General features: G+C 72.6%; 25 protein-coding genes. 9 read left to right on the forward strand and 16 right to left on the reverse strand.

The features are described 5' to 3' along the window. Window positions 1-47 precede the first annotated feature (47 nt). From ACYVK3_RS21235 to ACYVK3_RS21245, 3 genes are read right to left on the reverse strand one after another with little or no spacing between them, the layout of a single operon-like run. Window positions 48-704, reverse strand: a complete 657-nt coding sequence (locus tag ACYVK3_RS21235) for a nucleoside/nucleotide kinase family protein (protein WP_460499348.1) — start codon at window positions 702-704, stop codon at window positions 48-50. A gap of 10 nt (window positions 705-714) precedes the next feature. Next, window positions 715-1,095, reverse strand: coding sequence for an ArsR/SmtB family transcription factor (locus ACYVK3_RS21240; RefSeq protein WP_460499349.1), 381 nt, complete (start codon window positions 1,093-1,095; stop codon window positions 715-717). Next, on the reverse strand, window positions 1,095-1,751 hold the full coding sequence (locus ACYVK3_RS21245) for an SRPBCC family protein (RefSeq protein ID WP_460499350.1): 657 nt from the start codon (window positions 1,749-1,751) through the stop codon (window positions 1,095-1,097). Before ACYVK3_RS21245 ends, ACYVK3_RS21240 begins: the two co-directional genes overlap by 1 nt. Before the next feature lie 152 nt (window positions 1,752-1,903). On the opposite strand from ACYVK3_RS21245, the gene ACYVK3_RS21250 reads away from it, so the two are divergent. Both ACYVK3_RS21250 and ACYVK3_RS21255 read left to right on the forward strand, forming a co-directional pair. Beyond that, window positions 1,904-3,325 carry a cytochrome ubiquinol oxidase subunit I gene (locus ACYVK3_RS21250; protein WP_460499351.1) on the forward strand — a complete coding sequence of 474 codons (1,422 nt, stop codon included), beginning with the start codon at window positions 1,904-1,906 and terminating at the stop codon, window positions 3,323-3,325. Then, window positions 3,322-4,329: a cytochrome d ubiquinol oxidase subunit II gene (locus tag ACYVK3_RS21255; RefSeq protein ID WP_460499352.1), complete on the forward strand. Its 1,008-nt coding sequence runs from the start codon at window positions 3,322-3,324 to the stop codon at window positions 4,327-4,329. The genes ACYVK3_RS21250 and ACYVK3_RS21255 overlap by 4 nt, the downstream gene beginning before the upstream one ends. Here the strand turns inward: ACYVK3_RS21255 and ACYVK3_RS21260 are convergent. From ACYVK3_RS21260 to ACYVK3_RS21295, 8 genes are all read right to left on the reverse strand, one after another. Then, window positions 4,312-5,154: a hypothetical protein gene (locus ACYVK3_RS21260; RefSeq protein ID WP_460499353.1), complete on the reverse strand. Its 843-nt coding sequence runs from the start codon at window positions 5,152-5,154 to the stop codon at window positions 4,312-4,314. The genes ACYVK3_RS21255 and ACYVK3_RS21260 overlap by 18 nt on opposite strands. Then, on the reverse strand, window positions 5,151-5,660 hold the full coding sequence (locus ACYVK3_RS21265; protein WP_460499354.1) for a SigE family RNA polymerase sigma factor: 510 nt from the start codon (window positions 5,658-5,660) through the stop codon (window positions 5,151-5,153). Before ACYVK3_RS21265 ends, ACYVK3_RS21260 begins: the two co-directional genes overlap by 4 nt. Before the next feature lie 94 nt (window positions 5,661-5,754). Then, window positions 5,755-6,450, reverse strand: a complete 696-nt coding sequence (locus tag ACYVK3_RS21270) for a YqeB family protein (RefSeq protein ID WP_460499355.1) — start codon at window positions 6,448-6,450, stop codon at window positions 5,755-5,757. A gap of 129 nt (window positions 6,451-6,579) precedes the next feature. Beyond that, window positions 6,580-7,065 (reverse strand): hypothetical protein, encoded by a 486-nt coding sequence (locus tag ACYVK3_RS21275; protein ID WP_460499356.1) that lies wholly within the window; start codon window positions 7,063-7,065, stop codon window positions 6,580-6,582. Further along, entirely contained in the window at window positions 7,062-9,527 is a 2,466-nt protein-coding gene (locus tag ACYVK3_RS21280; RefSeq protein WP_460499357.1) for a molybdopterin oxidoreductase family protein, read from the reverse strand. The genes ACYVK3_RS21275 and ACYVK3_RS21280 overlap by 4 nt, the downstream gene beginning before the upstream one ends. A 14-nt stretch (window positions 9,528-9,541) precedes the next feature. Continuing rightward, window positions 9,542-10,612, reverse strand: coding sequence for a type III polyketide synthase (locus ACYVK3_RS21285; RefSeq protein ID WP_460499358.1), 1,071 nt, complete (start codon window positions 10,610-10,612; stop codon window positions 9,542-9,544). Further along, entirely contained in the window at window positions 10,609-11,814 is a 1,206-nt protein-coding gene (locus tag ACYVK3_RS21290) for an acyl-CoA dehydrogenase family protein (protein ID WP_460499359.1), read from the reverse strand. The genes ACYVK3_RS21285 and ACYVK3_RS21290 overlap by 4 nt, the downstream gene beginning before the upstream one ends. A 111-nt stretch (window positions 11,815-11,925) precedes the next feature. Continuing rightward, window positions 11,926-12,762, reverse strand: a complete 837-nt coding sequence (locus ACYVK3_RS21295; RefSeq protein ID WP_460499360.1) for a UbiA family prenyltransferase — start codon at window positions 12,760-12,762, stop codon at window positions 11,926-11,928. 26 nt (window positions 12,763-12,788) lie between these two features. On the opposite strand from ACYVK3_RS21295, the gene ACYVK3_RS21300 reads away from it, so the two are divergent. From ACYVK3_RS21300 to ACYVK3_RS21310, 3 genes are read left to right on the forward strand one after another with little or no spacing between them, the layout of a single operon-like run. Continuing rightward, complete coding sequence (locus ACYVK3_RS21300; RefSeq protein ID WP_460499361.1) at window positions 12,789-13,562, forward strand: class I SAM-dependent methyltransferase; 774 nt, start codon at window positions 12,789-12,791, stop codon at window positions 13,560-13,562. A 14-nt stretch (window positions 13,563-13,576) separates the two neighbouring features. After that, entirely contained in the window at window positions 13,577-15,184 is a 1,608-nt protein-coding gene (locus tag ACYVK3_RS21305; protein WP_460499372.1) for a phytoene desaturase family protein, read from the forward strand. 51 nt (window positions 15,185-15,235) lie between these two features. Beyond that, window positions 15,236-15,679, forward strand: coding sequence for an SRPBCC family protein (locus ACYVK3_RS21310; RefSeq protein ID WP_460499373.1), 444 nt, complete (start codon window positions 15,236-15,238; stop codon window positions 15,677-15,679). 25 nt (window positions 15,680-15,704) lie between these two features. On the opposite strand, the gene ACYVK3_RS21315 is transcribed toward ACYVK3_RS21310, so the two are convergent. After that, the gene (locus ACYVK3_RS21315; RefSeq protein ID WP_460499362.1) at window positions 15,705-17,114 is read right to left on the reverse strand and encodes an MFS transporter; all 1,410 of its coding nucleotides are present in this window, start codon (window positions 17,112-17,114) and stop codon (window positions 15,705-15,707) included. A gap of 116 nt (window positions 17,115-17,230) precedes the next feature. On the opposite strand from ACYVK3_RS21315, the gene ACYVK3_RS21320 reads away from it, so the two are divergent. Together ACYVK3_RS21320 and ACYVK3_RS21325 are read left to right on the forward strand one after the other, a co-directional pair. Continuing rightward, window positions 17,231-18,172 carry a LysR family transcriptional regulator gene (locus ACYVK3_RS21320; RefSeq protein WP_460499363.1) on the forward strand — a complete coding sequence of 314 codons (942 nt, stop codon included), beginning with the start codon at window positions 17,231-17,233 and terminating at the stop codon, window positions 18,170-18,172. Between the two features lie 36 nt (window positions 18,173-18,208). Beyond that, a complete protein-coding gene (locus ACYVK3_RS21325; RefSeq protein WP_460499364.1) occupies window positions 18,209-18,901 on the forward strand; it encodes a DNA alkylation repair protein in 693 nt (230 codons plus the stop codon). A gap of 15 nt (window positions 18,902-18,916) precedes the next feature. On the opposite strand, the gene ACYVK3_RS21330 is transcribed toward ACYVK3_RS21325, so the two are convergent. From ACYVK3_RS21330 to ACYVK3_RS21340, 3 genes are read right to left on the reverse strand one after another with little or no spacing between them, the layout of a single operon-like run. After that, window positions 18,917-19,573, reverse strand: a complete 657-nt coding sequence (locus ACYVK3_RS21330; protein WP_460499365.1) for a transcriptional regulator — start codon at window positions 19,571-19,573, stop codon at window positions 18,917-18,919. Further along, window positions 19,570-20,886, reverse strand: coding sequence for a sensor histidine kinase (locus tag ACYVK3_RS21335; protein ID WP_460499366.1), 1,317 nt, complete (start codon window positions 20,884-20,886; stop codon window positions 19,570-19,572). The genes ACYVK3_RS21330 and ACYVK3_RS21335 overlap by 4 nt, the downstream gene beginning before the upstream one ends. A 47-nt stretch (window positions 20,887-20,933) precedes the next feature. Further along, complete coding sequence (locus tag ACYVK3_RS21340) at window positions 20,934-22,925, reverse strand: serine hydrolase domain-containing protein (protein WP_460499367.1); 1,992 nt, start codon at window positions 22,923-22,925, stop codon at window positions 20,934-20,936. Window positions 22,926-23,119: 194 nt separating this feature from the next. Between ACYVK3_RS21340 and ACYVK3_RS21345 the strand changes: the two genes are divergently transcribed. Continuing rightward, on the forward strand, window positions 23,120-23,821 hold the full coding sequence (locus ACYVK3_RS21345) for an aspartate/glutamate racemase family protein (RefSeq protein WP_460499368.1): 702 nt from the start codon (window positions 23,120-23,122) through the stop codon (window positions 23,819-23,821). A gap of 58 nt (window positions 23,822-23,879) precedes the next feature. Then, window positions 23,880-24,209, forward strand: a complete 330-nt coding sequence (locus ACYVK3_RS21350; RefSeq protein ID WP_460499369.1) for a hypothetical protein — start codon at window positions 23,880-23,882, stop codon at window positions 24,207-24,209. Between the two features lie 3 nt (window positions 24,210-24,212). Here ACYVK3_RS21350 and ACYVK3_RS21355 read toward each other — a convergent pair whose 3' ends face one another. Continuing rightward, entirely contained in the window at window positions 24,213-25,067 is an 855-nt protein-coding gene (locus ACYVK3_RS21355) for an aldo/keto reductase (protein ID WP_460499370.1), read from the reverse strand. Window positions 25,068-25,206 lie beyond the last annotated feature (139 nt).

Below are 25,206 nucleotides of genomic sequence, written 5' to 3' on the forward strand. Positions count from 1 at the left end.
ACAGCGTCAGGCCCCTGTGTGACAGGAAAGCGGGAACGTGTCCGCGATCACGTCGGCGCGGTCGCTCCGATGCCGAGTGAGTCGAAGTCGAAGGCGAGGTCGGCGCGGTCGCGGACCTCGCGGATGCGCCGGGCGTTCGGCTCGTCGACGGCCGCGATCCAGGCCCGCGTCTGCTCGGGCGACTTCCCGAACCGGAGGTGCCGGGCCGTCAGCCGCTCCAGCCGCGTCGGTTCGTCGACCTGGCAGTACCAGACCTCCGTCAGTGCCGCGCGCACCTGGGGCCACGGATCGTCGAGGTCGAGGAGGTAGTTGCCTTCGGTGACGACCACTTCGGTCTCGGGGTGGACCGGGATGGACCCGGCGACGGGCTCCTCGATGCGGCGGTCGAATTCGGGGGCGTAGACGGTCCGGCCCCGCTCGGCGCCGATGCGGTACAGCAGGTTCCGGTAGCCGTCGCCGTCGAAGGTGTCGATCGCGCCCTTGCGGTGCGCGCGGCCGAGCCGGTCCAGCTCGGCCTGCGCGAGGTGGAAGCCGTCCATCGGCACCCACACCGCGCGCCTGCCTTCGGGGTCGAGCGACCGGGCCAGCCATGCGGCGGCGGTCGATTTGCCGGCGCCGGGGCAGCCGGTGATGCCGATCAGGACCCGTCCGCCGTCCGAGGCGAGCGCCCGGACCCGGTTCAGCAGTTCCTCGCGTCGTTCCACGCAGCCGAACCTATCCGAGCTTGCGCCGCTCCACATCGGGGGTCGTCCGCTCGGCCGCCAGGCGGCGCTCGCGCTTGCCTCGCGCGAGCTCGGTCTCCAGGGCGTCGAGGGGCTGGGCGAAGGCGTCGGCGAAGCTCGCGAGCCACTCCTGGGCGAGAGCGAGCCCGGTGTGGTCGACGGCGTAGTAGCGGCGGGTGCCCTCGGCGCGCACGGTGACCAGCCCGGCCTCGCGCAAGACCTTGAGGTGCTGCGAAGCGGCCGGCTGGGAGATCCCGAAGCGCGCATGCAGGGCACCGGCGACCGCCCCGGCCGGCTGCTCGCCGTCGCGGAGGAGTTCGAGGACCCGGCGCCGCACCGGATCGCCGAGGGCCTCGAACACGGCGCCGCTCATCAGCCCTCCTGGGCCTGCTCCGGCGGCGTCGTATAGAACGCGATCGCGCCTTCGGCGGCGGCCCGGGCCTTGTCGGGCTCGTCGCCGGCGTCGATCGCGGCCCGCGCCCAGTCCTGGCCGGCCTCCCTGTGGAAGGCGACGCCTTCGGGGCTGACGGTCCAGGTCTCGAGTTCGTTCGCTTCGGGGCTCGCGCCGCTTTCGAGGTGCAGGCCGAGGCCGAGCAGAGCGCCGTCCCAGCCGAGGCCGACCGCGCCGGGGCCGAACTGCTCCCACAGGTCGGGGTCGACGTGGGCCTCGTGGACGAGTTCGAGCCGCGTGCCGGTGCCGGTCTCGCTGAGGCTGACCTCGATCCACGAGACCTGGCCGCCGAACTCCCAGGTCGCGGTGAAGCTCTCCGGTTCGGTGCAGCGTTCGACGGTGCCGCCGGCGTTGCCCTCGAACTGGTAGTGGCCGCCGGCGGACAGCTCGCCGCTCACCGGCAGGAACCAGCGCGGGAGCCGCTCGGCGTTGGTGAGCGCGTCCCAGACGTCGCTCCGGTCGGCCCGGTACTCGCGGCGCGCGACGGCGATCTTGGTCGGTTTGCCGTCGCGTTCGCCGTTGCGGATCTCGCGGGTGACGAGCCGTGCGCTCGTGACGGGATCGGGGATCGTTGCCATGTTGCCTCCTTGTATAAGTTTCGACTTATATTACGAGCGCGGCGAGGGTGATGTCAAGTGGCGGGAGCGGTGTGTCGGAGCGCGCGGGAAGCCGCACGTGAAAGCTTTCACAAAGTCGAGATTTTGAACGTGTTCAGACGTAGGTTCAAGACATGTCGGTCCATGAGGTCCTCGCCCAGATGTCCGAAGTGGGCCCGACGGCGCTCGCCGCCGCCGAGCCCGCGGGACTGCTCCCAGCGCGCCAGCAGATGGCGCTCTCGCTGGGATGGCACATCATCCTCGCCTGTTTCGGCGTCGCCTTCCCCGCCATGATCTTCGTGATGCACCTGCGCGGCATCCTCCGCGACGACCCCGTCGCGCTCGGCCTCGCCAAACGCTGGGCCAAGATCTCGGCCGTCCTGTTCGCCATCGGCGCCGTCTCCGGCACCGTCCTCAGTTTCGAGATGGGTCTGCTGTGGCCCGGCCTGATGGGCACCTTCGGCGACGTCCTCGGCCTCCCCTTCGCCTTCGAAGGGCTCGCCTTCTTCATCGAGGCGATCTTCCTCGGCATCTACCTCTACGGCTGGGGCCGCATACCCCCGAAGCGGCACGTGCTCATGGCGCTCCCCATGGCGGTCACGGGCATCCTCGGCGCCTACTGCGTCATCGCGGTCAACGCCTGGATGAACGCACCGACCGGCTTCAACATCGTCGACGGCGAGGTCACCGACGTCCAGCCGTGGGCCGTCCTGTTCAACTCCCACGCGTTCATCCAATTCGGGCACATGTGGGTGGCCGCCTACATGGTGGTCGGCTTCTCCATCGCCGGCGTCTACGCCGTCGGCATGCTCCGCGGACGCCGCGACCGGCACCACCGGATCGGCTTCATGATCCCGTTCGTCTTCGCCACCGCCGCCGCGCTCGTCCAGCCCTTCGTCGGACACTTCCTCGGCGAAGGCCTCGACGAGCGCCAGCCCGCCAAGCTCGCCGCGTTCGAACTCGCCGAGACCACCAGCGACGGCCCCTCCCCGCTGCGCATCGGCGGCGTCCTCGTCGACGGCGAGGTCAAAGGCGCCCTGGAGATCCCCTACCTCGGCTCGCTCATCGCGCAGGGCTCGTTCACCGAACCCGTCCCCGGCCTCGACACGATCCCCGCCGCCGACCAGCCCCCGGTCAACATCACCCACTGGGCGTTCCAGACCATGATCGGCATCGGCGTGCTCCTCATGCTCGCCGTCCTGCTGTACTGGGTCATGAGATGGCGCGGCACCGAGCTGCTCGACCACCGCTGGTTCCTGCGCTTCGCCGCCGTCGCCGGGCCTTTGGCGGTGATCGCACTCGAGGCCGGCTGGATCGCCACCGAGGTCGGCAGGCAGCCGTGGATCGTCTACGGCGTCATGCGCACGCCCGAGGCGGTCGCCGACTACACCGAACGACTGTGGTGGGTGCTGGGCGGCTCGGCTCTCGGCTACGGCGCCATGACGGTCGCGGCGGTGATGATCCTGCGGTCGATGGCCCGGCGCTGGCGCGAAGGCGCGAGCGATCTCCCGAGCCCGTACGGTCCCGAGCGGCAGTCGATCGAGGAGGCGAAATGACGCTCGAATTGGTCGTCGCCGCCGCGATGTTCCTGGGCGTGGTCGCCTACGCCGTGCTCGGCGGCGCCGACTTCGGCTCCGGCTTCTTCGACCTCACCGCCGGAGGGGCCCGCCGCGGCGCGCGGTTGCGCACCCTCATCGACCACAGCATCGGGCCGGTCTGGGAGGCCAACCACGTCTGGCTGATCTACGTGCTCGTCACGTGGTGGACCGCCTTTCCCGAGTCGTTCGCCGCGGCGATGACGACGCTGGGAGTGCCGCTGCTGCTGGCGCTGATCGGCATCGTGCTGCGCGGCGCGAGCTTCGCGTTCCGCAAGTACGCCGAGACGCTGGGGCAGGCGCGAGTGTTCGGCGCGGTCTTCGCGATCTCGTCGGTGCTCACGCCGTTCTTCTTCGGCACCGTCGCCGGCGCCCTCGCCTCCGGCCGCGTCCCCGCCGAGGGCTACGGAGACCTGTGGTCGTCCTGGATCAACCCGACCTCGCTGTTCGGCGGCGTCATCGCCGTGGGCACCTGCGCGTTCCTCGCCGGATCGTTCCTGACCGCCGACGCCGAACGCGCCGGCCAGCGCGAACTGTCCGAACAGCTGCGGATCAGGACGCTGCTGATCGGAGCGGTCACCGGCGTGGTCGTGTTCGCGGCGCTCGTGCCCCTGCGACGGGACGCGGCGACCCTGAGCGAGGGCCTCACCGGCCGCGCCGCCCCGCTGATCGTCCTGTCGGCCCTCGGCGGCGCCGCGACCCTGCTGCTGGTGCTGCGGCGGCGCTACGGCCCGGCCCGGTTCACCGCCGTGCTCGCCGTGTCCTCAGTGGTCTCCGGCTGGGGCCTGGGCCAGTACCCGTGGCTCCTGGTCGACGAGGTGACGATCGGCGAGGGCGCCGGCGCACCGGCGACCCTCCAGGGCCTGCTGGTGGCCGTGGCCCTCGCCGCGGTCATCGTCGGTCCGTCCTTGTTCTACCTGTTCCGCCTGACCCAGTCGAAGGACTGGTCAGGCCGCCCGGGCTAAGCGATCGAGTGCACCGTCCGCGGCGTCCTCGTCGACGGGGATGGCGGCGGCGAGTTCGCCGAGCTGCTCCGGCGTCGTGCTCACGGTGCCGGGGCCGCCCTCGGCGCCCAGCTGCACGTGGACGATGGTGCCGTCATCGCGGGCCAGCAGCGCGCCCCTGACCGGCACGCGCTCGCCCTCGAACTGCTCGTCCTCGTCGAAGGCGATCGTGCGGTACTCCTCGACGAGCAGCAGCGTCCCCTCCGGGACCGCGTCCCAGGTGCACGTCAGGTCGAGCGCCGCACAGGCGGAGAGGTCCTCCAGACGCGCCTGGGCGTCGCCGTCGGCGGGACCGTGCACGTCCACATTGAGCATTACTTGCTCGCCTGAGGCGGGGAAGACCGCCGTCTCGGCGAACCGGTACCGGCCGAATTGCGGGTCGTAGTGGAAGCCGTCGCCGTCGGACCGGCTCTCGGCGCACAGGGCGTCGACCTCCCCGCCGATCGAGGCGACGTACGCCATGAGCGCCGCGTCGTACATCGCCGCGGTCCGCTCCTGTTCCCCGGTCGGTTCCTCGGTCGGGGCCGCGCAGACGTCGGCGGGCGACTCGCTCTCGCCCGGAGCGGCCGCGTCGGGCCGGCCCTGGCCGGAGAACGCCGAAGGCGCGAGCGCGAGCGCCGCCACCACGGCGACCGCGGCGAGCGCCCCGGATCCGGCCTGGGCGGTGCGCCGCCGCCGCAGTCGGCGCTGCCCGGCGGTGACGATGTCGTCGGTGCCGGCCCCGGCGACGGGCTGGGATTCGGCGAGCGTGTCCTCGAACAGCTCGCGCATCTCGTGTGGGTTCATGATCGGGCTCCTTGGCCTGTGAGATCGGTGTTCTCGTACAGGCCGCGCAGCGTCTGCAGCCCCCGCGCGGTCTGGCTCTTGACGGTGCCGGTCGAGCAGCGCAGGATGCGCGCGGTCTCCTCGACCGAAAGGTCCTCCCAGAATCGGAGGACGAGCGTCGCGCGCTGCCTGGGCGGCAGCTTGGCGAGGGCGGAGGCGGCGGTCAGGCGGTCCTCGGGCGTGCCCGGATCGACCGCGTCGTCGGGCGGCTCGGCGTACGAGTGCTCCCGTCGGAACCAGCCGCGCCGCGACTCGTCGATCAGGGTGTTGGCGATGATCCGGCGGGTGTAGGCGTCGGCGGTCAACTGCCGGGTCCGCGTCCATCTGCCGTACAGCTTGATCAACGAGGTCTGCACGGCGTCCTCGGCGGCATGCCAGTCGCCGCAGATGAGGAAGGCCGTGCGCAGCAGTGCGCCGCGGCGGGCCTCCACGTATTCGCGGAATTCGGCTTCCTGCTGGGGCGTCATGAGGGCCTTTCGTCGGTACTCCGTCACCGTTTCTACGGAGTGGGGCCCTCGCGGGGTTGCACGCCGCTCGCTCAGCGGTGGGCGACGAGCGGCGTCACGCGGGGTCGGAGCGGCGCCAGTACTGCTTCTTGTCCTTGTCGCGCACCACGATGTCGAGCTTGGCGAGTTCGGCGCGCAGCTCCTCGAGGTCGTCGCCCTTGGACTTCTCCAGGGCCTCCTGCCGGGCCTTGAACAGGGGGTTCGCTCCGACCGGCAGGTCTTCGGCGTCGGGCACCCACCGCCGGTACTCGTCCTTGTACGGGTCGCCCTCGGGCCGCCAGCGGTATCCGTGCTCGCGCAGCGCCGCCGCGAGCTTGTCGCGGTCGAGGTCGAACTCGACGCGGGCCAGTTCCCGGCGGCGGTGCCCGAGTACGACGAGGCGCTTGTCCGCTACGAACACCGATGCGACCTCGGAGGCGTCGACGCCGCGCTGGTAGTCGCCGCGTTCGATTTCGAGGCGGCGCCGGTCGACGGTCACGGTGAGCTGGTCGTGGAGGGCGGTCAACGCGAGGATCAGCCCCGCGACGGCACCGAGCGACAGGGCCACGGTGAGGCGGACGATGTCGGAGAGCTCGGTGAACAGTTCGATCGGCCCCTGGAAGGGGAACACGGGCAGACTCACGATCCAGTCGGCCAGGAGGTTCAGTCCCCATCCGGCGGCGGCGCCGATGAGAGGGAGTCCGAAGAGGAAGGCCGGTGTGAGCCACTTGGGGTTGGCCACCACGGTCCGGTCGCCGCTGTCCGCCTGCATGACGCTCCTGTTCCTCTGGTCGGGTGCAGAGGCGTCACTGTATCGATGGCGCGCGCGTGCCCGAAATGCCGTACTCCGGTACTAGTACCCGGGGGCGATCCCGGGCCGCGTTCGAAGGTTCCGGACTCGTCAGGCGGCCATGATCTGCGGGGCGTTCTCCTTCAGCGCGGCGTTCGCCCACCGGAGCTGGCGCAGCGTCTCGGGGTGGCAGGTCTTGGTGAGCCCCAGCAGCTCCCTGTCCTGCTTCGCCTGGGCGGTCTGGGCGATGATCTCCCAGTCCAGGGACACTCCGGCGGCCATGCGGTGGATCCGGCGCAGGTCCACCAGGACGAGGATCGCCGGGTCGTGGTGGCGGCCGAGCAGCTCGGCGCCCTTCTGCCGCATCGTGGCCAGGACCGAGGCGTCGTCCTTCGGCTCGGGATCGAGGTCGAGGTCGTAGTCGCGGGCCGTGGCGGCGAGCTCGCGAACGTGCCGCTGGGACCAGCGGGCGAGGTCGCGGCCGAGGTAGAACAGCTCGTGGTCGACCTGGTGGCGGTCGGAGACGGCGAGCAGCTCACCGGCCAGGTCGTTCTCGGCCTCGTGCAGTTCCTTGAGTGCCCAGGACAGACGCTTCATCGCCCACCTCCGCGGTTGCCGTCGAGGACTTCGCTCGCCATCGCCGCCTCGCCGCCCCGCGTGGGTTCGACGCTGTCGGTCACGGGCGCGGAGCCGGTGGTGGTCGGCGCCGAAGAGGCCGTCCCGTCGCCGGCCTCGACGCGTTCGACGCTCGCGGCGGCGGTCTTGAACAGCGGCTGCTTCGAGGCGGGGTCCCAGTCGGTGATGGTCAGCTCGTTCGCCGCGCGCCCGTGCCCGTCGTCCGGTGCGTGCCCGGTGGTGTCCCAGTAGCCGTAATGGAACGGCAGGAACACCACGCCGGGCCGGATGCCGCTGATCCGCAGGCGGGCCTCGACGCCGCCGCGGGGCGTGGTGATGCGCATCAGGTCGCCCTCGCTCCAGCCGGCCTTCCGCGCGTCCTCCTTCGAGACCTCCACCCACACTTCCGGCGCGGCGTCCCGCAACTGCGGCGCGCGGCCGGTCTTGGTGCGCGTGTGGAAGTGGTAGAGCGTGCGCCCGGTCGTCAACGTGAACGGGTGGTCCTCGTCGGGCCGCTCGTGCGGCGGCAGGTACCGGGCCGCCTTGATGACCGCCTTGCCGTTGGGGTTCATCGACTTGTACTCGTCGGGCTCCAGCGGCGCGCCGGTGACCATGTCGCGCCCGTAGCTCTCGCAGTACTGCGGGTCGCTCCAGAACTTCCCGTCGCCGTAGAGGCGCTCGGTGCCGTCCGGGTGGTCCTCGTTGCAGGGCCACTGGATGCCGCTGGCGCCGCGCAGCTTGTCGTAGGTCAGGCCGGTGTAGTCGCACGGCCGTCCCGCCGTGCACGCCTTCCACGCCTCGAACGCCTCCTCGGGGCCGCTCCATTTGATCAGCGGCTCGCCGTCCTTGTCGCGCAGGTCGAGCCGGCGGGCGTAGTCGAGGAAGATGTCCAGGTCCGGGCGGGCCTGCCCGGGCGGTTCGACGGCCTTCTCCGAGAGGTGCACGGTGCGGTCGGTGTTGGTGAAGGTGCCGGTCTTCTCGGCCCAGGTGGCGGCCGGCAGGACCACGTCGGCCAGTTGGGCGGTCTCGGTGAGGAAGAGGTCCTGCACCACCAGGAACAGCCCTTCCTGGGCGAGGATCTCGCGGATGCGGCGCAGCTCCGGCAGCGACACGGCCGGATTGGTGCCGCTGACGTAGAGGAAGCGGATCGAGCCGTCCTCGACGTAGCGCATGATCTTCATCAGGTGCGTGGGGGAGCTGTAGTGCGGTATCCGCATCGGGTCGATGTTCCAGACCCGTGCCAGGTCCTGCACCTGCGCCTCGTTGGACCAGTTCCGGAAGCCGGGCAGGTCGCCGTCGGCGCCGCACTCGCGCGTGTTCTGGGCGGTGGGCTGGCCGTTCATCTGGAGGATGCCGTTCCCCGGCGTCCCGAGCTTGCCGCGGACGAGGTGGATGTTGTTGACCTGCACCGCCGCGGCCGTGGCCTGGTGGGACTGGTAGAAGCCCTGGAGCACCGTGGACATCAGGCGCTGGGCGCCGCCGATGACGCGGGCCGCCTCGCGGATGCGGTCGGCGTCCACGTCGCAGACGCGCGCGGCGGTGTCCGCGTCGGCGTCGGCGACCTGCTTCGCGAGCTCGGCGAAGCCGACGGTGTGCTCGTCGATGTAGTCGCGGTCGATCCAGTCGTGCTCGATGATCTCGTGCAGCAGCGCGTTCATGAGCATGACGTTGGTGCCGGGGCGCGGCGCGAGGTGCACGTCCGCGGCGGCGGCGACCGGGGTCATGCGCGGGTCGACGCAGACGATCTTCGGCGGCTCGTGCCCGGCGAGGCGGTCGAGGACTCGTGACCACAGCACGGTCTGGGTCTCGGCCATGTTGTGGCCGTAGAGCGCGATGACGTCGGCGTGGTCGATGTCGGCGTAGGAGCCGGGCTGGCCGTCGCAGGCGAAGGTCTCCTTGAGCGCGGCGGCGGCCGTGGCCGTGCACAATCGCGTGTTGCCGTCCATGTGGTTGGTGCCGATGCCGCCGTGGCCGAGCACCGCGAGTGTGTAGTACTCCTCGAGGAACAGCTGCCCCGAGGTGTAGAAGCCGACCGAGCTGGGGCCCCGCTCGTCGAGCAGCTCCTTGGTCCGGTTCGCGACCGCTTCCATCGCGGTGTCCCAGTCGGTCTCCACGAGCCGCCCGTCGCGTCGGATCAGCGGCCGCGTCAGGCGGTCGTCGGAGCCGTTGGCCTGCCAGCCGAAGAGATCCTTGGGGCCGAGCCGACCGTGGTTGACCCGGTCCTCGACGCGGCCCCGCACTCCGACGATGCGGCCGTCCTTGACGGCGATGTCGAGCCCGTCCCCGTTCGAGTGCAGGATCGTCGACGACTGCACCCAGGCGTCCACGTCGGCTTCGTCCAGTCCGTCCTCGAGGTAGCAGTCGAGGCGGGGCGGCCAGGGATCCCCGGGCCCGTAGGGCGTGCGCGTCCCCCACGGTTCTGCGATGCGATCGACCATGGCCACTCGCCTACCCGGCTTCATGGCGCGCAAACGCTCCGCGCCTCGTCCGAGGTCTCCAACAGGGCCGCGTACAGGCTCAGGCCCGGTCCGAACGCCACCGCCACGAGCGGCCCGGGCGGGGCGCCGCCCTCGAGCAGCTCGCGCAGCACCAGCAGGATCGTGGCCGAGGAGCAGTTGCCGTACTGGTCGAGCACCGCCCGCGACGCCGCGAGCGCGTCCGGGCCGAGCCCGAGACCGTCCTCGACGGCGTCGACGATGCGCGGGCCGCCCGGATGCACGGCCCAGGCCCCCACGTCGGGGACGTCGAGTCCGTTGCGGGCCAGCAGCTCCTTGACCATCGGGCCGACGTGCTCGGCGAGCGCGTCGGGCACCTCGGCGGACAGGCCCATGCGGAAGCCGAAGTCGGTGACGTCCCAGGTCATGTGGCCGCTTCTGGCGGTGTCGGTGCGGGCCGCGACGTCCACGACCCGCAGCCCGGGCATCCGAGCGCTGTCGGGGCGCAGCACCAGAGCGGCGGCGGCGTCGCCGAACAGGGCGTGCGTGACGACCTGTTCGGGGTCGACCGTGGGCGGCTGGACGTGCAGCGAGGTGAGTTCGAGGCACAGCAGCACCGCGGGCCGCCCGCGCGAGGCGACGTAGTCGGACACGGTGCCGAGCGCCGGCAGCGCCGCGTGGCAGCCGACGTGCCCGACGACCAGGCGCTGCGCGTCCGGGCCGAGCGGCAGCGAGGCCGCCAGCCGCACGTCCGGGCCGGGCGTGCCGTAGCCGGTGCAGGTGACGACGGTCAGCAGGCCGATCTCCTCGGGGCCGAGCTCGGCGGCGGCCAGCGCGTCGACGACCGCCCGGTGCCCCAGCGGCGGCGCCAGCTCCCCGTAGCGGCGCATGCGCTCGGCGGTGGGCCAGTCGGCGGCGGCGGGGAAGTCCGCCGGGTCGGTGGCCGAGTGGCGGCGGCTGACGCCCGCGCCGGCGAAGATGCGCGCGGCGGCGCGGCTGCCGGCGAAGTGGCCCTCGAAAAAGTCCGTCCACAGTGTTGTCTGGTCGTATGAGGGCGGCAGCGCCGTGCCGAGCCCGGCGATCCGTGCGCTCACCACCGCGGCACCTCGGTGTCGTGGTCGGGATCGTCGCCGATCGCGGCCACGCCGAGCCAGTCGGCGCAGACGTCGGAGGTGGCCGGTTGCAGCGCGCCGCAGCGGGCGTCGCGGTAGAGCCGCTCGAGCGGGTGGCCGCGCCGGGTGGCGGAGGCGCCGGCGGCCTCCAGCAGCGAGGACGCCACTTCGAAGGCGGTGTCGCCGGCGAGCAGCTTGGCGCGCCACACCCAGCGGTTGGTCTCGGGCTCGCCGGGCTGCGCGTCGATCCGGGCGGCGGTCTCGGCGACGACGAGTTCGGCGGCGGACACGGCGGCGTCGGCGCGGCCGAGGCGGGCCCGCAGCGGCGCGAGCCCTCCGAGGTCACGGCGGCGGACGTGGTCGGCGGCGGCGTCCACCGCGGCCCGCGCGACCCCGGCGTACACGGCCGAGTAGGAGGCGACGAGCCATTGCGGCATCACCTCGGCGAGCAGCAGCGCCATGCCCTCGATCCCGCCGAGCAGCGCGTCGGGGCCGACCTCGACGTCGAAGTGGACGTCATGGCTCCCGGTGGCGCGCATGCCGAGGGAGTCCCAGGTCTGCTCCACCTTGACGCCCTCGCCGGCGGGGACGAGGAAGTAGGACACGAGCGGCTCGTCGGCCTCGGGGTCGCGGGCGGTGACGAGGTAGGCGTCGACGTGGCCCGCGCCGGACACGAACGCCTTGCCGCCGGTGATGCGGAAGCCGTCGTCGGTCCGGTGGTAGACGGTGGAGGTCTGCGACAGGCGCGATCCGGTGCCGCGTTCGCTCATCGCGACCCCGTACAGGGCGCCGTCCACGGCGGCGGCCAGGGCCTTGTCGCGGGCTTCGAAGGAGCTTTCGGGGGCGCCGAGCTGCCTGACGAGTTCGTCGGAGGTGTGTGCGAGCGCGCCGGTCACCGAGGCGTGCATGTTGAAGATCAGGGCCGTGGACCCCGCGCCGCGCGCGAGCTCGAAGGCCACCTTGGAGTATTCGGCGAACGTCGCGCCGGAACCGCCGAGTCGCTCCGGCGCCATGAGGCCGAGCAGTCCGGCTTCGCGCAGCTCGGCGAAATCGTCGGCGGGGAACAGGCCCCGCTCGTCGTGGAGGCCCGCGCGTTCGGCGAGCCGTGGAGCGAGTCCTTGTGCCAGCGCGAGCGCGCCTGGGCTTTCCTGCGGTGCTTCGGTGAGGGATTCGGTTACTGTCACGAGCGCTCACTCCTCGGATGCGGCGGGAGCCCGGCAGCGGGCAGGGCGCGGCGGCGCGCCGTCCGCTCACGAGTGCCCCGCGTCCGGTGCTGCAAACCCCGTCCATCGACCTTAGCCGGTCGAAACTCCGGTTTGGAGCAAGAGCGCCACATCGATGAGGGCCACGAGCATCACGGCGCGGAACGCGGCGTGCGAACGGGGCCTGCGGCCCCGCAGCAGACCGACGGCGAGCACGGCCGCCGCGAGCGGCACCGCGGCCAGTGCGACGGGATCCGGCGGACCCTCGGGTCCGAGCACGAGCAGGGCCGATGCGGACAGGACGAGGACGGCGGCGATGATCCGGCTCGCCGAGCCGCCCAAGCGGTGCGGCAGGCCGCGCACTCCGGTGGCGGCGTCGTCGGCGAGGTCGGGGAGCACGTTGACGAAGTGCGCCGCGGACCCCAGGCACGCCGCGGCCGTCATGAGCCATGCCGGCGGCCAGGGCGCTCCGGGCAGGCCGAGGGACACGAACGCGGGGAGCAGTCCGAACGACACCGCATAGGGCACCACGGAGAACGCCGTGGCCTTGACGCCGCGGTCGTAGGCCCACGCCGAGAGCAGGGCGGCGGTGTGCGCGCCGGCGGCGGGCAGCCCGGACGCGAGCGAGAGGACCACCGCGCCCGAGGCGGCGCCGACGAAGGCGCCGCGCACGAGCCTCGGTTCGAGCTCGCCGGCCGCCAACGGCTTGTCGACGCGCCCGACCTGGGCGTCCAGGGGAGCGTCGAGGAGGTCGTTGAGCCAGCCGACGGACATCTGGCCGGCGAACACGGCCGCGACCACGGTCGCGGTCGCCCACGCCGGGCGGTCGGTGCTCAGCGCGAGGCCCGCGGCGACCGCCGTGACGGCCACCGCGGGGAGCGGGTGGCCGGCTCGGACCAGCGCCCAAGTCACCGCGGGAAGGTGCTTCACGGCCGCCAGTGTGCCACCCTGGTGGGATGCGCGGTCCGAAGGCACGCTCGCGAGGACGTTCAGCCCCCAACGATCCGGCGCTCTACGAGCGGCTCGCCGACCAGTGGTGGCGGCCCAGGGGCACGTTCGCGGCGCTGCACTGGCTCGCCGCCGCCCGCGCGCGGCTCATCCCCGCGGCGTCGCGGCCGGACGCGGTCCTGGTGGATCTCGGCTGCGGCGCGGGCCTGCTCGCCCCGCACCTGGAGGGCAAGGGCTACCGGCACGTCGGGGTGGACCGCTCGCCGAGCGCGCTGCGCCAGGCGGGCGAGCACGGGGTGCACGGCGTGCTCGGCGACGTGCTCGCCGTGCCGCTGGCAGGCGGCTGCGCCGATGTCGTCGTCGCGGGGGAGATCCTCGAGCACGTCCCGGACCTGCCGCGCGCGGTCGCGGAGGCGTGCCGCCTGCTGCGTCCGGGTGGGCTGCTGGTGATCGACACGCTGGCGGACACGGCGCTGTGCCGGTGGATCGCGATCGGCCTCGCCGAGCGCGTCCCGCGCATCGCGACGCGCGGCGTGCACGATCCGGCGCTCCTGGTCGACCGCGGCGAGCTCGTCGACGAGTGCGCCCGGCACGGCGTCGCGCTGACCCTGCGCGGCATCCGGCCGTCGCTGGCCGATGTGGTGCCGTGGGCGCTCGGCCGCCGCGCCTCGGTCCGCATGGTGCCGGTGCCGACGACGGCGGTGCTGTTCCAGGCGTGGGGCCGCTCCGCGCGAGCGCCTGCGCCGCATCATTCCGGCTCGCGCGGGTATTCGCCGCGGTGAAGGAGGTGCCGATGATGGCGGTGGGGGACCCGGCTGCGACCGTCGACGCGGTGGTGATCGGCGCGGGACCGAACGGATTGGTCGCGGCGAACCTGCTCGCGCAGGAGGGCTGGGACGTGCTCGTCCTGGAGTCCGCCGACACGCCCGGCGGTGCCGTGCGCACCGCCGAGGCCGCCGCCCCCGGCTTCCACAGCGACCTGGGGAGCGCCTTCTACCCGCTGGCGGCGGCGTCCCCGGCCATCCGCGGCCTCGGACTCGAGGGCTACGGGCTGCGGTGGCGACGCGCGCCGGAGGTGCTCGCGCACCTCCTGCCCGACGGCCGGGCCGCGCTGCTGTCGACCGACCTGGAGCGCACCGCGCGGTCGCTCGAAGCGTTCGCGCCCGGCGACGGGGAGGCCTGGCACCGCGAGTACGCGTTCTGGCTGCGCGTCCGCGAGCCGCTGCTGGAGGCGATGCTCCGCCCGTTCCCGCCGGTGCGGGCCGCCTCGCGGCTGCTGCGCGAACTCGGGCCGGGACCGGCGCTGCGGTTCGCCCGCACCCTGACGCTGCCGGTGCGACGCCTTGGCGCGGAGCGCTTCGCCGGCGAGGGCGCGTGGGCGCTGCTGGCCGGCAACGCGATGCACAGTGGACTCGGCCCCGACCAGGCCGGCAGCGGCCTGTTCGGCTGGCTGCTGTCCATGCTCGGCCAGGACCTCGGGTTTCCCGTGCCCGAAGGCGGCGCCGCCCGGCTCATCGACGCGCTCGTGGCGCGCCTGGAGTCGTACGGCGGGCGCATCGACTGCGGCAGGCCGGTCGCGAAGGTGCTCCACGCGCGCGGGATCGCCGTCGGCGTCCTCGACGGCGACGGCGAGGCGATCAGGGCCCGCCGGGCCGTGCTCGCCGACGTCGACGCCCCGAGCCTGTACGGGGACCTCGTCGGCCGCGAGCACCTGCCGCGCCGACTGGCCGAGGACCTGGACGCCTTCGAATGGGACCAGGCGACGCTCAAGGTCGAATGGGCGCTCGACGCGCCGATCCCGTGGAACGCGGCCGACGCCCGCTCGGCCGGCACCGTCCACCTCGGCGGCGACCTCGACGGCCTGGCCACGGTCAGCACCGAGCTGGCGAACGGGACGGTGCCGCGCAACCCGTTCATGCTCATGGGCCAGATGACCACCGCCGACCCCACGCGCTCCCCGCCGGGGACCGAATCCGCGTGGGCCTACACCCGGCTGCCGCGCGGGCAGGAGTGGACGACCGACCGCGCCCGCCGATGCGCCGACCGGCTCGAGCAGGTGATCGAGCAGCACGCGCCGGGCTTCGGCGACCGCATCGCCGGACGGGCCGTCAGCGGCCCCGGCGACCTCCACGCCATGGACGCGAACCTCGACGAGGGCGCCATCAACGGCGGTACCTCGGCGATCCACCAGCAGCTCGTGTTCCGGCCGGTGCCGGGACTGGCCAGGGCGGACACCGTCCTGGACCGGCTCTACCTCGCCGGCGCCTCGGCCCACCCCGGCGGTGCCGTGCACGGCGCGCCGGGCGCGAACGCCGCCAGGGCGGCCCTGGCCCGCGACGGGCGGGGCGGGCGGCCCTACCGGGGCCTCATCGACGCCCTCCACCGGCGGCTCTACGACGACTGAGCCGGACCGGCGTTTGAGACACCGGCCACCGGGTACTTGCGCCGCGTGAGAATGGAATCGGGTCCCAGCGTCGCCGCCACGATGTCGGTGCCGCGCGAGCGGGTCTTCGAGGTGCTGTCCGACGGCTGGAACTACGCGGGCTGGGTGGTCGGCGCCTCGCACATCAGGAACGTCGACGAACACTGGCCGTCCGTGGGCGCCACGATCCACCACAGCGTCGGACTCTGGCCGCTGGCGATCGAGGACTCCACCGAGGCCGTCGCGTGCGAACCGCCGCGCCTGCTGGTGCTCGACGCGCGGCTCTGGCCGATGGGCCAGGCGCGCATCCGACTCGAGCTGTTCGAGGAGGGGCCCTCCGAGACGCGGGTCGTGATGACCGAGCTCGCGACCGGAGGCCCGCCGATGCTCCTGCCCGTGGCTTTCCAGGCCAGGCTCCTGGCTCCGCGCAACCGCGAATCGCTGCGCCGCCTGCAGCGCATGGCCGAGCGGTCCTGAAAGGGGGCGGCCGATCGAGCGCGCATCAGGCGACGCCCGCGAGCGCGGCGGGCGCTTCGTCCTGCTCAGTGCCGCGGTGCCCGCGCCGCAGGTTGAGCGCGCCGATGACCACGGCGACGACCGCCGCGCCGAACGGCACCAGCAGTGCGGCACGGTAGCCGTCGAGCATCGCGCCCGGTGCGTCCGAGGCGGTGGCGGCGACGTTGACGGCGGCGACGCCCGCGAGGCCGAGCGCCGCGCCGAACTGGAACGACGTGTACAGCAGCCCCCCGGCCAGCCCCTGCTCCTCCTCCTTGATCCCGTTGGTGGCGAAGATCGTCAGCGGGCCGTACGCGAAGGCGAACGCCAGCGCCAGGAACACCAGGCTCGGGAGCATCGCCGCATACGACCAGTCCGCGCCGACCGGCAGGAACAGCCCGAACGACAACGCGGCGAAGAGCAGGCCCACCATGAGGACCGGGACGTTGCCGAAGCGCCGTGCCAGCCTCGGCGTGAGCGTCGGCGCGATGAGCGCGTCCAGGCCCATCACGAGCATCGCCAGACTGGTCTCGACCGTCGACCAGCCGCGCAGCTCTTGGAGATAGAGCACCACGAGGAACTGGAAGCCGAAGAACCCGGCCATGAACAGGACCCCGATGAGGTTGGCGCGCACGAGCGGGCCGGAGCGGAGGATCCCGAGGCGCACGATCGGCGCGGCGGCGCGGCGTTCGACGGCGACGAACGCGCCGATGAGCGCCAGGCTCGCCGCGAGTGCGAGCCCCGTCCAGCCGGCGCCGACGTGGGCGGCGCGTTCGACCGCGAAGACGAGCAGGACGACCGCGGCCGTCACGGTGACGCTGCCGAGCAGGTCGAAGCGCCGTCCGTCCCGTGCGGGGCGCGCCGAGCGCGGGACGACCGCGAGCGCGGCGATGAGCAGGACCAGCGCGAGGCCGACCGGCATGAAGAACACCCAGCGCCAGTCGACGGCGGTGAGCAGCCCGCCGATGGCCAGGCCGAGCGTGTAGCCGCCGGCGCCGATGCCGCCGTAGATCATCAGGGCGCGGTCGCGCCCCGGCCCCTCGTCGAAGGTGGTGGTGATGATCGACAGTCCCGCGGGCGTCATGAACGCGGCGGCGAGCCCGGTCACGAAGCGGGCGGCGATGAGCGTCGCCCCGTCCTGGGCGAATCCGCCGAGCCCGGAGAAGAGCACGAACACCACGAGCGCGGCCACGAACACCCGGCGCCGCCCCAGCAGGTCGGCGGCCCTGCCGCCCAGCAGCATGAAGCCGCCGTAGCCGAGCACGTAGGCACTGACGACCCACTGAAGCAGGCCGGTGGACAGGCCCAGGTCCGAGCGGATCGAGGGCAGGGCGATGTTGAGCATGGCCACGTCGATGCCCTCCAGGAAGATCGCTCCTGAGAGGACGAGCAGCACACCCCATTCACGGGTTTTCATGGCACTCCTTGGCGGTGGTTTCCCTGGCCCGGCAATCATCGATCGGCCTCGGACGGGGAACAACGGCGAAGGACGCAACGTTCATTCAGTCAGACTTACCGATGGGGAGGAGAGCGATGGAACGCGACGAACTGGAGTGCTTCCTGATCCTGGCCGAAGAGCTGCACTTCGGCCGCACGGCCGAGCGGATGCGGCTGTCGCGGGCCCGGGTCAGTCAGCTCGTCCAGCGACTGGAGCGGCGCCTCGGCGCCCCGCTGTTCGAGCGCACCAGTCGCAGTGTCGCCCTCACCGAGCTGGGCCGGCGCCTCCGCGAGGACGTCGAGCCGCACCACCGGGCCATCGCGGACGCGCTCGCCCGCGCCGCGGCCGCCGCCCGCGGCATCGGCGGGACGCTCAGCGTCGGCTTCTCGGCGGCGCTGACCGGCGAGATCGCCATGCGCGCGGTCGAGAAGCTGCGGGCCGAGCATCCCGAGCTGACCGTCGAGATCTGCGAGATGGCGTTCGGCCACCCGTTCACCCGGCTGCGCGAGCGCCACTACGACGTGCAGTTCATGGAGCTGCCGGTGCGCGAGGACGACCTCGGCAAGGGCCCCACGCTCCTGAGCGAGCCGCGCGTGCTCGCCATCGCCGACGACCACCCGCTCGCGGCCCGGCCCCGCCTCACCTTGGAAGACCTGGCGGGCACGGACATGCTCGAGATCGAGGGCGACATCCCCGACTACCGCCGCGAGATCCAGGCGCCAGGGCGCACGCCCGCCGGTCGGGCGATCGGCACGGGCCCGCTCGTCGCGAGCCTGGTGGAGGCCCTCATGCTCGTCGCCGGCGGCAAGGGCGTGCTGCTGACCGGGGCGCACACCGCCGCCTACCAGCCCAGGCCCGGCGTCGTCTATGTTCCGGTGGCCGACGCCCCGCCCGTCCGATATGGTCTCGCTTGGCGGTCCGGAGAGGACACCGTCGCCGTGCGGGCCTTCGCCGAGCACGTCGCCGCCGAGGCGCGGGGACGGGAGGCGGCGCCGGACGGATCGCCGATGGCCGGCCTTGACTTCGCGCGCGTCTGACGCTCGCGTCGAACCGAGACGAAGGGAGCAACGACCATGGACCTGACCGCACGGTCGTTCCTCACGACGCTCCGGCCCTTCCAGTCCGACGACGAGCGGGCGAAGATCAGCAGGCACTACCGGGGCGGCGCCGACGTCATCGGCGTGCGGATGAAGCACACCTTCGACACCGCGAAGCGGTTCACCGACATGCCGCTGGACGAGGTCGCGAAGCTGTTCGACGAGCCGTACTACGAGGCGCGGATGGGCGCGGTCAGCATCCTCGACTTCAAGGCCCGCGGCAAGCGCGTCACCGACGAGGAGCGCCGCGGGCTCTACGAGCTCTACATGAGCCGGCACGGCCGCATCGACAGCTGGGACTTCGTCGACCGCGCCGCCCCGCGCGTGGTCGGCTGGTACCTGCTCGACAAGCCGCGCGATCCGCTCTACGAGCTCGCCCGCTCAAGCGACGTCTGGAAGCGGCGCACCGCCATCACGGCGGCCTTCTGGTTCATCCGCCACAGCGACCTCGACGACGCCCTGCGCCTCGCCGAGATCCTCCTCGACGACCCCGACAAGATGATCCACACCTCGGTCGGCACCGCGCTCCGCGAGATCGGCCGGGTCGACCGGGGCCGGCTCGTCGCCTTCCTGCGCGAACACGCCGAGACCGTCCCGGCGGTCACGCTGCGGTACGCCACCGAGCGGCTGCCGCCGCAGCTGCGAGACGAACTGCGGCGGCGGGACTGAGCCGCCCGCGGCCGCTCAGTCCGCGACGAGCCCGTTGCGGTAGGCCCACACCACCGTCTGCACCCGGTCCCGCGCACCGATCTTCGCCATCGCCCGCCCGAGATGCGACTTGACGGTGCTCGTCTCCACGTACAACTCGCGCGCGATCTCGGCGTTCGACATCCCCCGGGCCAGCAGCAGCACGATCTCGCTCTCCCGCGCGGTCAGCGTCTCGGCCGCGCCGGGCTCGGGCTCGGCCCGGCGCCGGCGGCGCGCGAACTCGGCGATCACCCGCCGCGTGACCGACTGGTCGACCAGGCCTTCCCCGTCGGCGAGCTTCCTGATCGCGTCGATGAGGTCGGCCGGCTCGGCGTCCTTGAGGATGAACCCGCTCGCGCCCGCCTCGAGCGCCCCGAACACGTAGTCGTCGAGATCGAACGTGGTGATCACCAGGACCGCCGGAGGCGCGTCGGCGCCCTCGGCCGTGATCTTTCGCGTCGCCTCGAGCCCGTCGCCGCCGGGCATGCGCACGTCCATGCACACCACGTCCGGCCGCAGCCGCGCCGCCTGGGCCACCGCCGCCGGCCCGTTCGACGCCTCGCCGACGACCTCGATGTCCCCGGCCTCCTCCAACAGCACCCGGAACCCGGCACGGACCACCGCCTGGTCGTCCACCAGCAGCACCTTGATCATGCCCGAACCCCCGTCTCGAAGTCGCTGTCGCCTGGCCTGTCCCGGTCGGCGCCGCGCACGGGCAGCCGCAGCGCCGCCCGCCAGCCGCCGTCGTCGGTCGGGCCGAGCGCGAGCTCGGCCCCGATGAGCTCGGCGCGCTCGCGCATGCCGACCAGCCCGGCCCCGCCGCTCCCGACGCCCACCGTATCGTCCTGAACGGACGGACCGTTGACGATCTCGAGCTCGACGTCCCGCTCGCCGTAAGCGAGCCGGACCTTCACCGGCGCCCCGGGCGCGTGCTGACGCGCGTTCGTCAACGACTGCTGGGCGATCCGGTACAGCGAGATGTCGGCGATCGGCGGCAGCCGGAACGGCGTGCCCTCCCGCTCGAGGCCCACCTCGGCACCCAGGCGCCGCGCGTCCTCCACGAGCGCCTCGATCGCGGCGAGCCCCGGGACCGGGGCATTGCCGTCCTCGCCGGGGCCGTCGTGCTCGCGCAGCAGGCCCACGACCTGCCGCAGATTCGCCAAGGTCGCCTTGCCCTGCGATCGGATCCACGCGGCCCCGGACTTCGCCGATTCGCTGTCCCGGTCGATGAGCCGCTCCACCGCCGCCGCCTGGATGACCATGCCCGACAGGTGGTGCGCCGCGACGTCGTGGAGTTCGCGGGCGATGCGGGTGCGCTCGGCGGCGACCGCCGCCCTGGCACGGTCCCGCTGCGAGGCGATCGCCTGCGCGGCCCGCTCGCGCTCCGCCGCCACGTACCGGCGCCTCGCCGCCACATGCAGCCCCACGAACACCGCTGCGACGTACACCGCCGCGCTCGAACCCAGATGGTTCGCGACCATCCCCGGCGAGCCGTCCTGCGCCCACATCACGGCGGCGGCGGCGCCCACTTCGACGACGACCGCGCCGGCCGCCGCGGCGGCGGCGAGGCGGCCGGTGGTGAGCGTCCCGACCGTGTAGGCCGCGATCAGCGGCGCGAAGGCGCGGGCGTTGATCTCGGGTGTGATGGCGATGATGGGTGTCTGCGAGGCCACGACCAGCGCCAGGCACAGCCAGGGCCGGACGCGCCGCAGACACAGCAGGAGTGACTGGGCGCCGGCGATCACGGCGACCGCCTGGACCTGCCCGGCCGTCACCTCCGGAAAGGGCTCGGCGAGGATCGCGCGGCCCATGACCGCGAACAGCGCGAGCGTGGCCAGCGACACCGCCACCGCCAGGACGGCGTCGCGCCCGAACCGCCCGGTGACGCCGAGGCGGCCCACGAGCCGGTCGAGCCTCGCCCCGAGACTCGGTGGGGCCGCCGCGCGGTCGCTGAGACGTTCGGTCATGTGGATCATCCTCACTCAGTCTCAGGTTCGGGCGACGGCCGCACCGGTCAGTACGAGATGTTCGGCGACAGCAGTTGGAACTCGACGGCGAAGTTCATGATGCCCGACAGCGCCAGCAGCATCAGCACGCTCGGGACCCAGGCCCGCCAGCCGGCCTTGCGCCGGAAGTCGCGGACCACCACGAACGCCGCCGGGACGATGCCGGCCACGCCGATGAGCTGGAGCACCTGCACGGTCCGGATGGCCGCGGCGGGGACGTCCTGGAGCGACATGATCGTCAGGACCGTGAACACCCATCCGGCGAGGGCGAGCACCGCGCCGAGGGCCGCGACGCGGACCAGGATCCGCGGGAGGCGCCCGTCGCGCTCAGGGGCGGGACGGCGCCGGACGCGGCGGACGATCGCCGCGATCGGCCAGGCGAGCAGACCGATGACGAGCACCGCCGCGGAGGCGATGAGGACCGGCAGGCCGATCCGCCGGTCGGTGTCGACCGGCAGCAGCGTGAACGCGCCGTCGTGGACGATGCCGGTGACCTCGCCGTCTTGGACGCGCGTGGCCACCGTGCGCTGGCCGCCGACCTCCTGCCAGAGCGTGTCGCCGATCTGCTCGTAGACGGCCGGTGAGCCGGTGCCCGGGTCCGGTTCGAACAGCAGGCGGCCGTCGTCGAGGGCGCTGACCTCGACCGGCTGCAGGAGCTCGACGGTGGACAGGAAGGTGCTGTGGAAGCCGCGCGAGCTGGTGTACGTGCCGGCCACCGCCTCGGCGTTCGCTCGCATGGTCTCCTCGTCGACGGGCTCGGGCGCATCGCCGTCGGCCGGGAAGTAGCGGTCGGCGAAGGCGTCCGTCAGCGCGGAGCGCAGTTCGAGGGTGCCGCGGGCGTCGTGGCCGTTGCTGTTGAGCGAGACGAAGATGCCGGCCCCGTCGTCGGGGTAGATCTGGAGGTGCGAGTGGAAGTAGTTGGTGTCGCCGCCGTGGCCGATGACGCGGTGCCCGTTGCGGCTCTCGTCGAAGAAGCCGAGCGTCATGCGCGGGGCGTCGGCGAGGTCGCCGAGGGTGTCCTCGGTGAGCGCCGGGGCGTGCATGAGCTCGAGCGTCTCCTCGCTGAGCAGGGAGTACTGCTCGGGTAGATCGCCGAGGTGCGCGAGCATGAACTGCGCCATGTCGGTGGCGGTGGCGCTGAGCGAGCCGGCCGGCGGGGGGCTGATCATCTCGAAGGGCCGCGCGGGTCCCGAAGCGAGATCGTAGGCGCTCGACATCCGCTCGGCGAGGTCGTCGGGCAGCGGTTGGTGGAACGTCGAGGAGGTCATGCCGATCGGCTCGAGCACGTTGCGCTGAATGTAGTCCTCGAACGGCATGCCGCCGGCGCGTTCGACGATGTATCCGGCGAGCCCGTTGCCGAAGTTGGAGTACGCGGGCGTCGTCCCGGGCTCGTACACCTGCTCGGGCGGGTCGGTCGTCATGGCCTCGCGCAGGTCGACGGGTTCGTCGCCGGTGCCGATCATCCCGTGGAGGCGCTCCTCGAAACCGGCGGTGTGGGTCAGGAGGTGGCGCAGGGTGATGTCGGCGTCGAACTCCCTGGGCAGTGTGAAGTCGATGTACTGCTCGATGTCGGTGTCCAGCTCCAGCACGCCTTGCTCGACCAGTTGCATCACCGCGGTGGCGGTGAACAGTTTGGACACCGAGCCGGGGCGGAACAGCGTCTGCTCGGGGTCGACCGCGACGCCTTCGCCGGTGTCGGCGTGGCCGTAGCCGCGGGCGGTGACGATGGCGCCGTCGTGGACGACGGCGACCGTGGCCCCGGCGATGCCCCGCTGTTCGAGCTCGGCGGGCAGCATGTCGTCGAGCCAGGCGTCGACGTTGGTCTCGGTCAGTTCCTCGGCCGTGGCGGACGAGGTGTTCGCGGCTTCGGTGTCGGGAAGGTCGCCCTGTCCGCATGCGGCGGTCGTCGCGGCGAGGGCGGCCGCGGCGAGCGCGGCGGCGATCCTCGTCGCGGGGCCGCTGGGCCGTCGCCGCGTGGCGGCGGTGTCGTTGGCGGGCATGTTCGCTCCAATGCCTTGCTCGGTCTTCGGTGGATGTGCGTGGGCCCTGCTGTTCGAACGGTTCAATCCTCGTCCGGGGAGCGGCCCCGCCGCGACTGGCGCGAGTCGGAAATCCGCTTGCGACCTTTGGGGGAGGCGGTGCCGCTCCGGGAGGGCCAACGCGCCGCCGCCGGCCGCTGTAGCAGGATTGGAAGATGCAGACGATCGGCTTGATCGGCGGGATGTCCTGGGAGTCCTCCGCCGAGTACTACCGCCTCATCAACACCGAGGTGAAGGCCCGGCTCGGCGGACAGCACAATGCGGTGAGCCTCATGGCCACGGTCGATTTCGCCGAGATCGAGGCGATGCAGCGGGCGGGGGACTGGGAGGCCGCCGGGAAGCGACTGGCCTCGGCCGCCGCCGGGCTCGAGCGCGGCGGCGCGGAGCTGATCGGCTTGTGCACCAATACGATGCATCTGGTGGCCGACGCGATCGAGGACGCGATCACCGTCCCGTTCGTGCACCTGATCGACGCCACGGCCTCAAGGATCGCGGCGGCGGGCCTGCGGACGGTCGGACTGCTGGCTACCCGGTTCACCATGGAGATGGGCTTCTACGCCGACCGGATGGCCGCGCACGGCATCGAGGTGCGCGTCCCGGCCGTCGGGGACCGCGCGGCGGTGCACGAGGTCATCTACGGCGAGCTGGTGCACGGCGTCGTCCGCGAGCCGTCCCGCGAGACGTACCGGCGAGTCATGGCGGGCCTGGCCGAGGGCGGCTGCGAGGGGATCATCTTCGGCTGCACCGAGATCACGCTGCTCGTGAACGCCGCCGACAGCCCGGTCCCGGTCTTCGACTCCACTCGGCTCCACGCCGATCGCCTGGTGGACCTGGCCTTGGACCCGGGCGCTTGCTGAGCGTCCGCGGCATCTCCCACCTGCTCGGCGAGCCGGCGCCGACGGGGTCGGCCGTGACATGGAGACCATCGCGCGGCACCTGCACTGCGATACGGCGATGCTCATCGGCGGTGGCACGGAGCGCCCGATCGAGGCCGCCCGCACCGCGCTCGCCACCGGCCTGGACGTCCACCTACGACCCGACGCCGCCGACCGGCCCCGGCGCGAGCTGCTGGATCGACTGGACGCGGTCGCCGGGGCGGCCGAGGCGCCGCGCCGCGAGCACCACGACCCGAGCCTCGACCTCGACAAGGCCGGCTTCGGGGGCGTGGCCGTGACCGACGGCGGCGGCCACCAGCGCAGGGAGGCCTTCGGCGAGGTCGCGCGCCGCTGCCGGGAATCGGCCTAGGGGTCAGGCCGCGGACAGCCGGGCGAGCTGCTCGGCGGTCAGTTCGACCTCGGCGGCGCCGGCCGAGTCGCGTATGCTCTCGGGCCGAGAGGCGCCGGGAATCGGGATGACCACCGGCGCGAGCGCGAGCTCCCACGCGAGGGTCACCTGGTAGACGCTGACGCCGGCCTCGTCGGCGACCTCCTGGAAGACGGCGTGCCGCTCGGCCAGCTCGGGCGCGTTCGCGATGCCGCCGAGCGGGCTCCACGGCAGGAACGCGATCCCGAGTTTCGCGCAGTGCTCGAGTTCGTCTCGGCTGGAGCGGAACCGCGGCGAGAACTGGTTCTGCACCGATACGAGCCGGCCGCCGAGGATCTCGTTCGCCTCGTCGATCTGCGCGACGTCGGCGTTGGAGACGCCGGCCATGAGGATCACGCCCTCGTCGAGCAGTTCCTTGATCGCGCCGATCGAGTCGGCGTACGGCACGTTCGGGTCGGGGCGGTGGAACTGGTACAGGCCGATCGCTTCGACGCCGAGCCGATTCGCCGAGGCCTTCGCGGCCTCCTTGAGGTACTCGGGGCGGCCGTCGCGGGTCCAGCTGCCGTCGCCGGGGCGCAGGTGGCCGCCCTTGGTCGCGACGAGCACCTCGTCGGCGCCGCGCCCGCGCAGCGCCCGGGCGATGAGCTCCTCGTTGTGTCCGACCTCGCCGGCGTCGCGGTGGTAGGCGTCGGCGGTGTCGATCAGGGTCACGCCGGCGTCGAGCGCCGCGTGGATCGTCGCGATCGAGCGGTCCGTGTCGGGCCGGCCTTCGATGGACATCGGCATGCCGCCGAGGCCGACCGCCGAGACGCTGCGATCGCCGATGGTGCGCTGCTGCATGGGCGTCCTCCTTGAGATTCGATGGAACCCCGCGTCGCTCGGCGGAGCGCCGCGGCGAAAGAGCTTGCCTGTGCCATCCTAAGCTTGTCTTTTAACCATTGGTGCTGGTTGTAGTGCCCTGCCTGAACGCGGTCGAGGC

The sequence above is a fragment of the Glycomyces tarimensis genome (assembly GCF_054776215.1).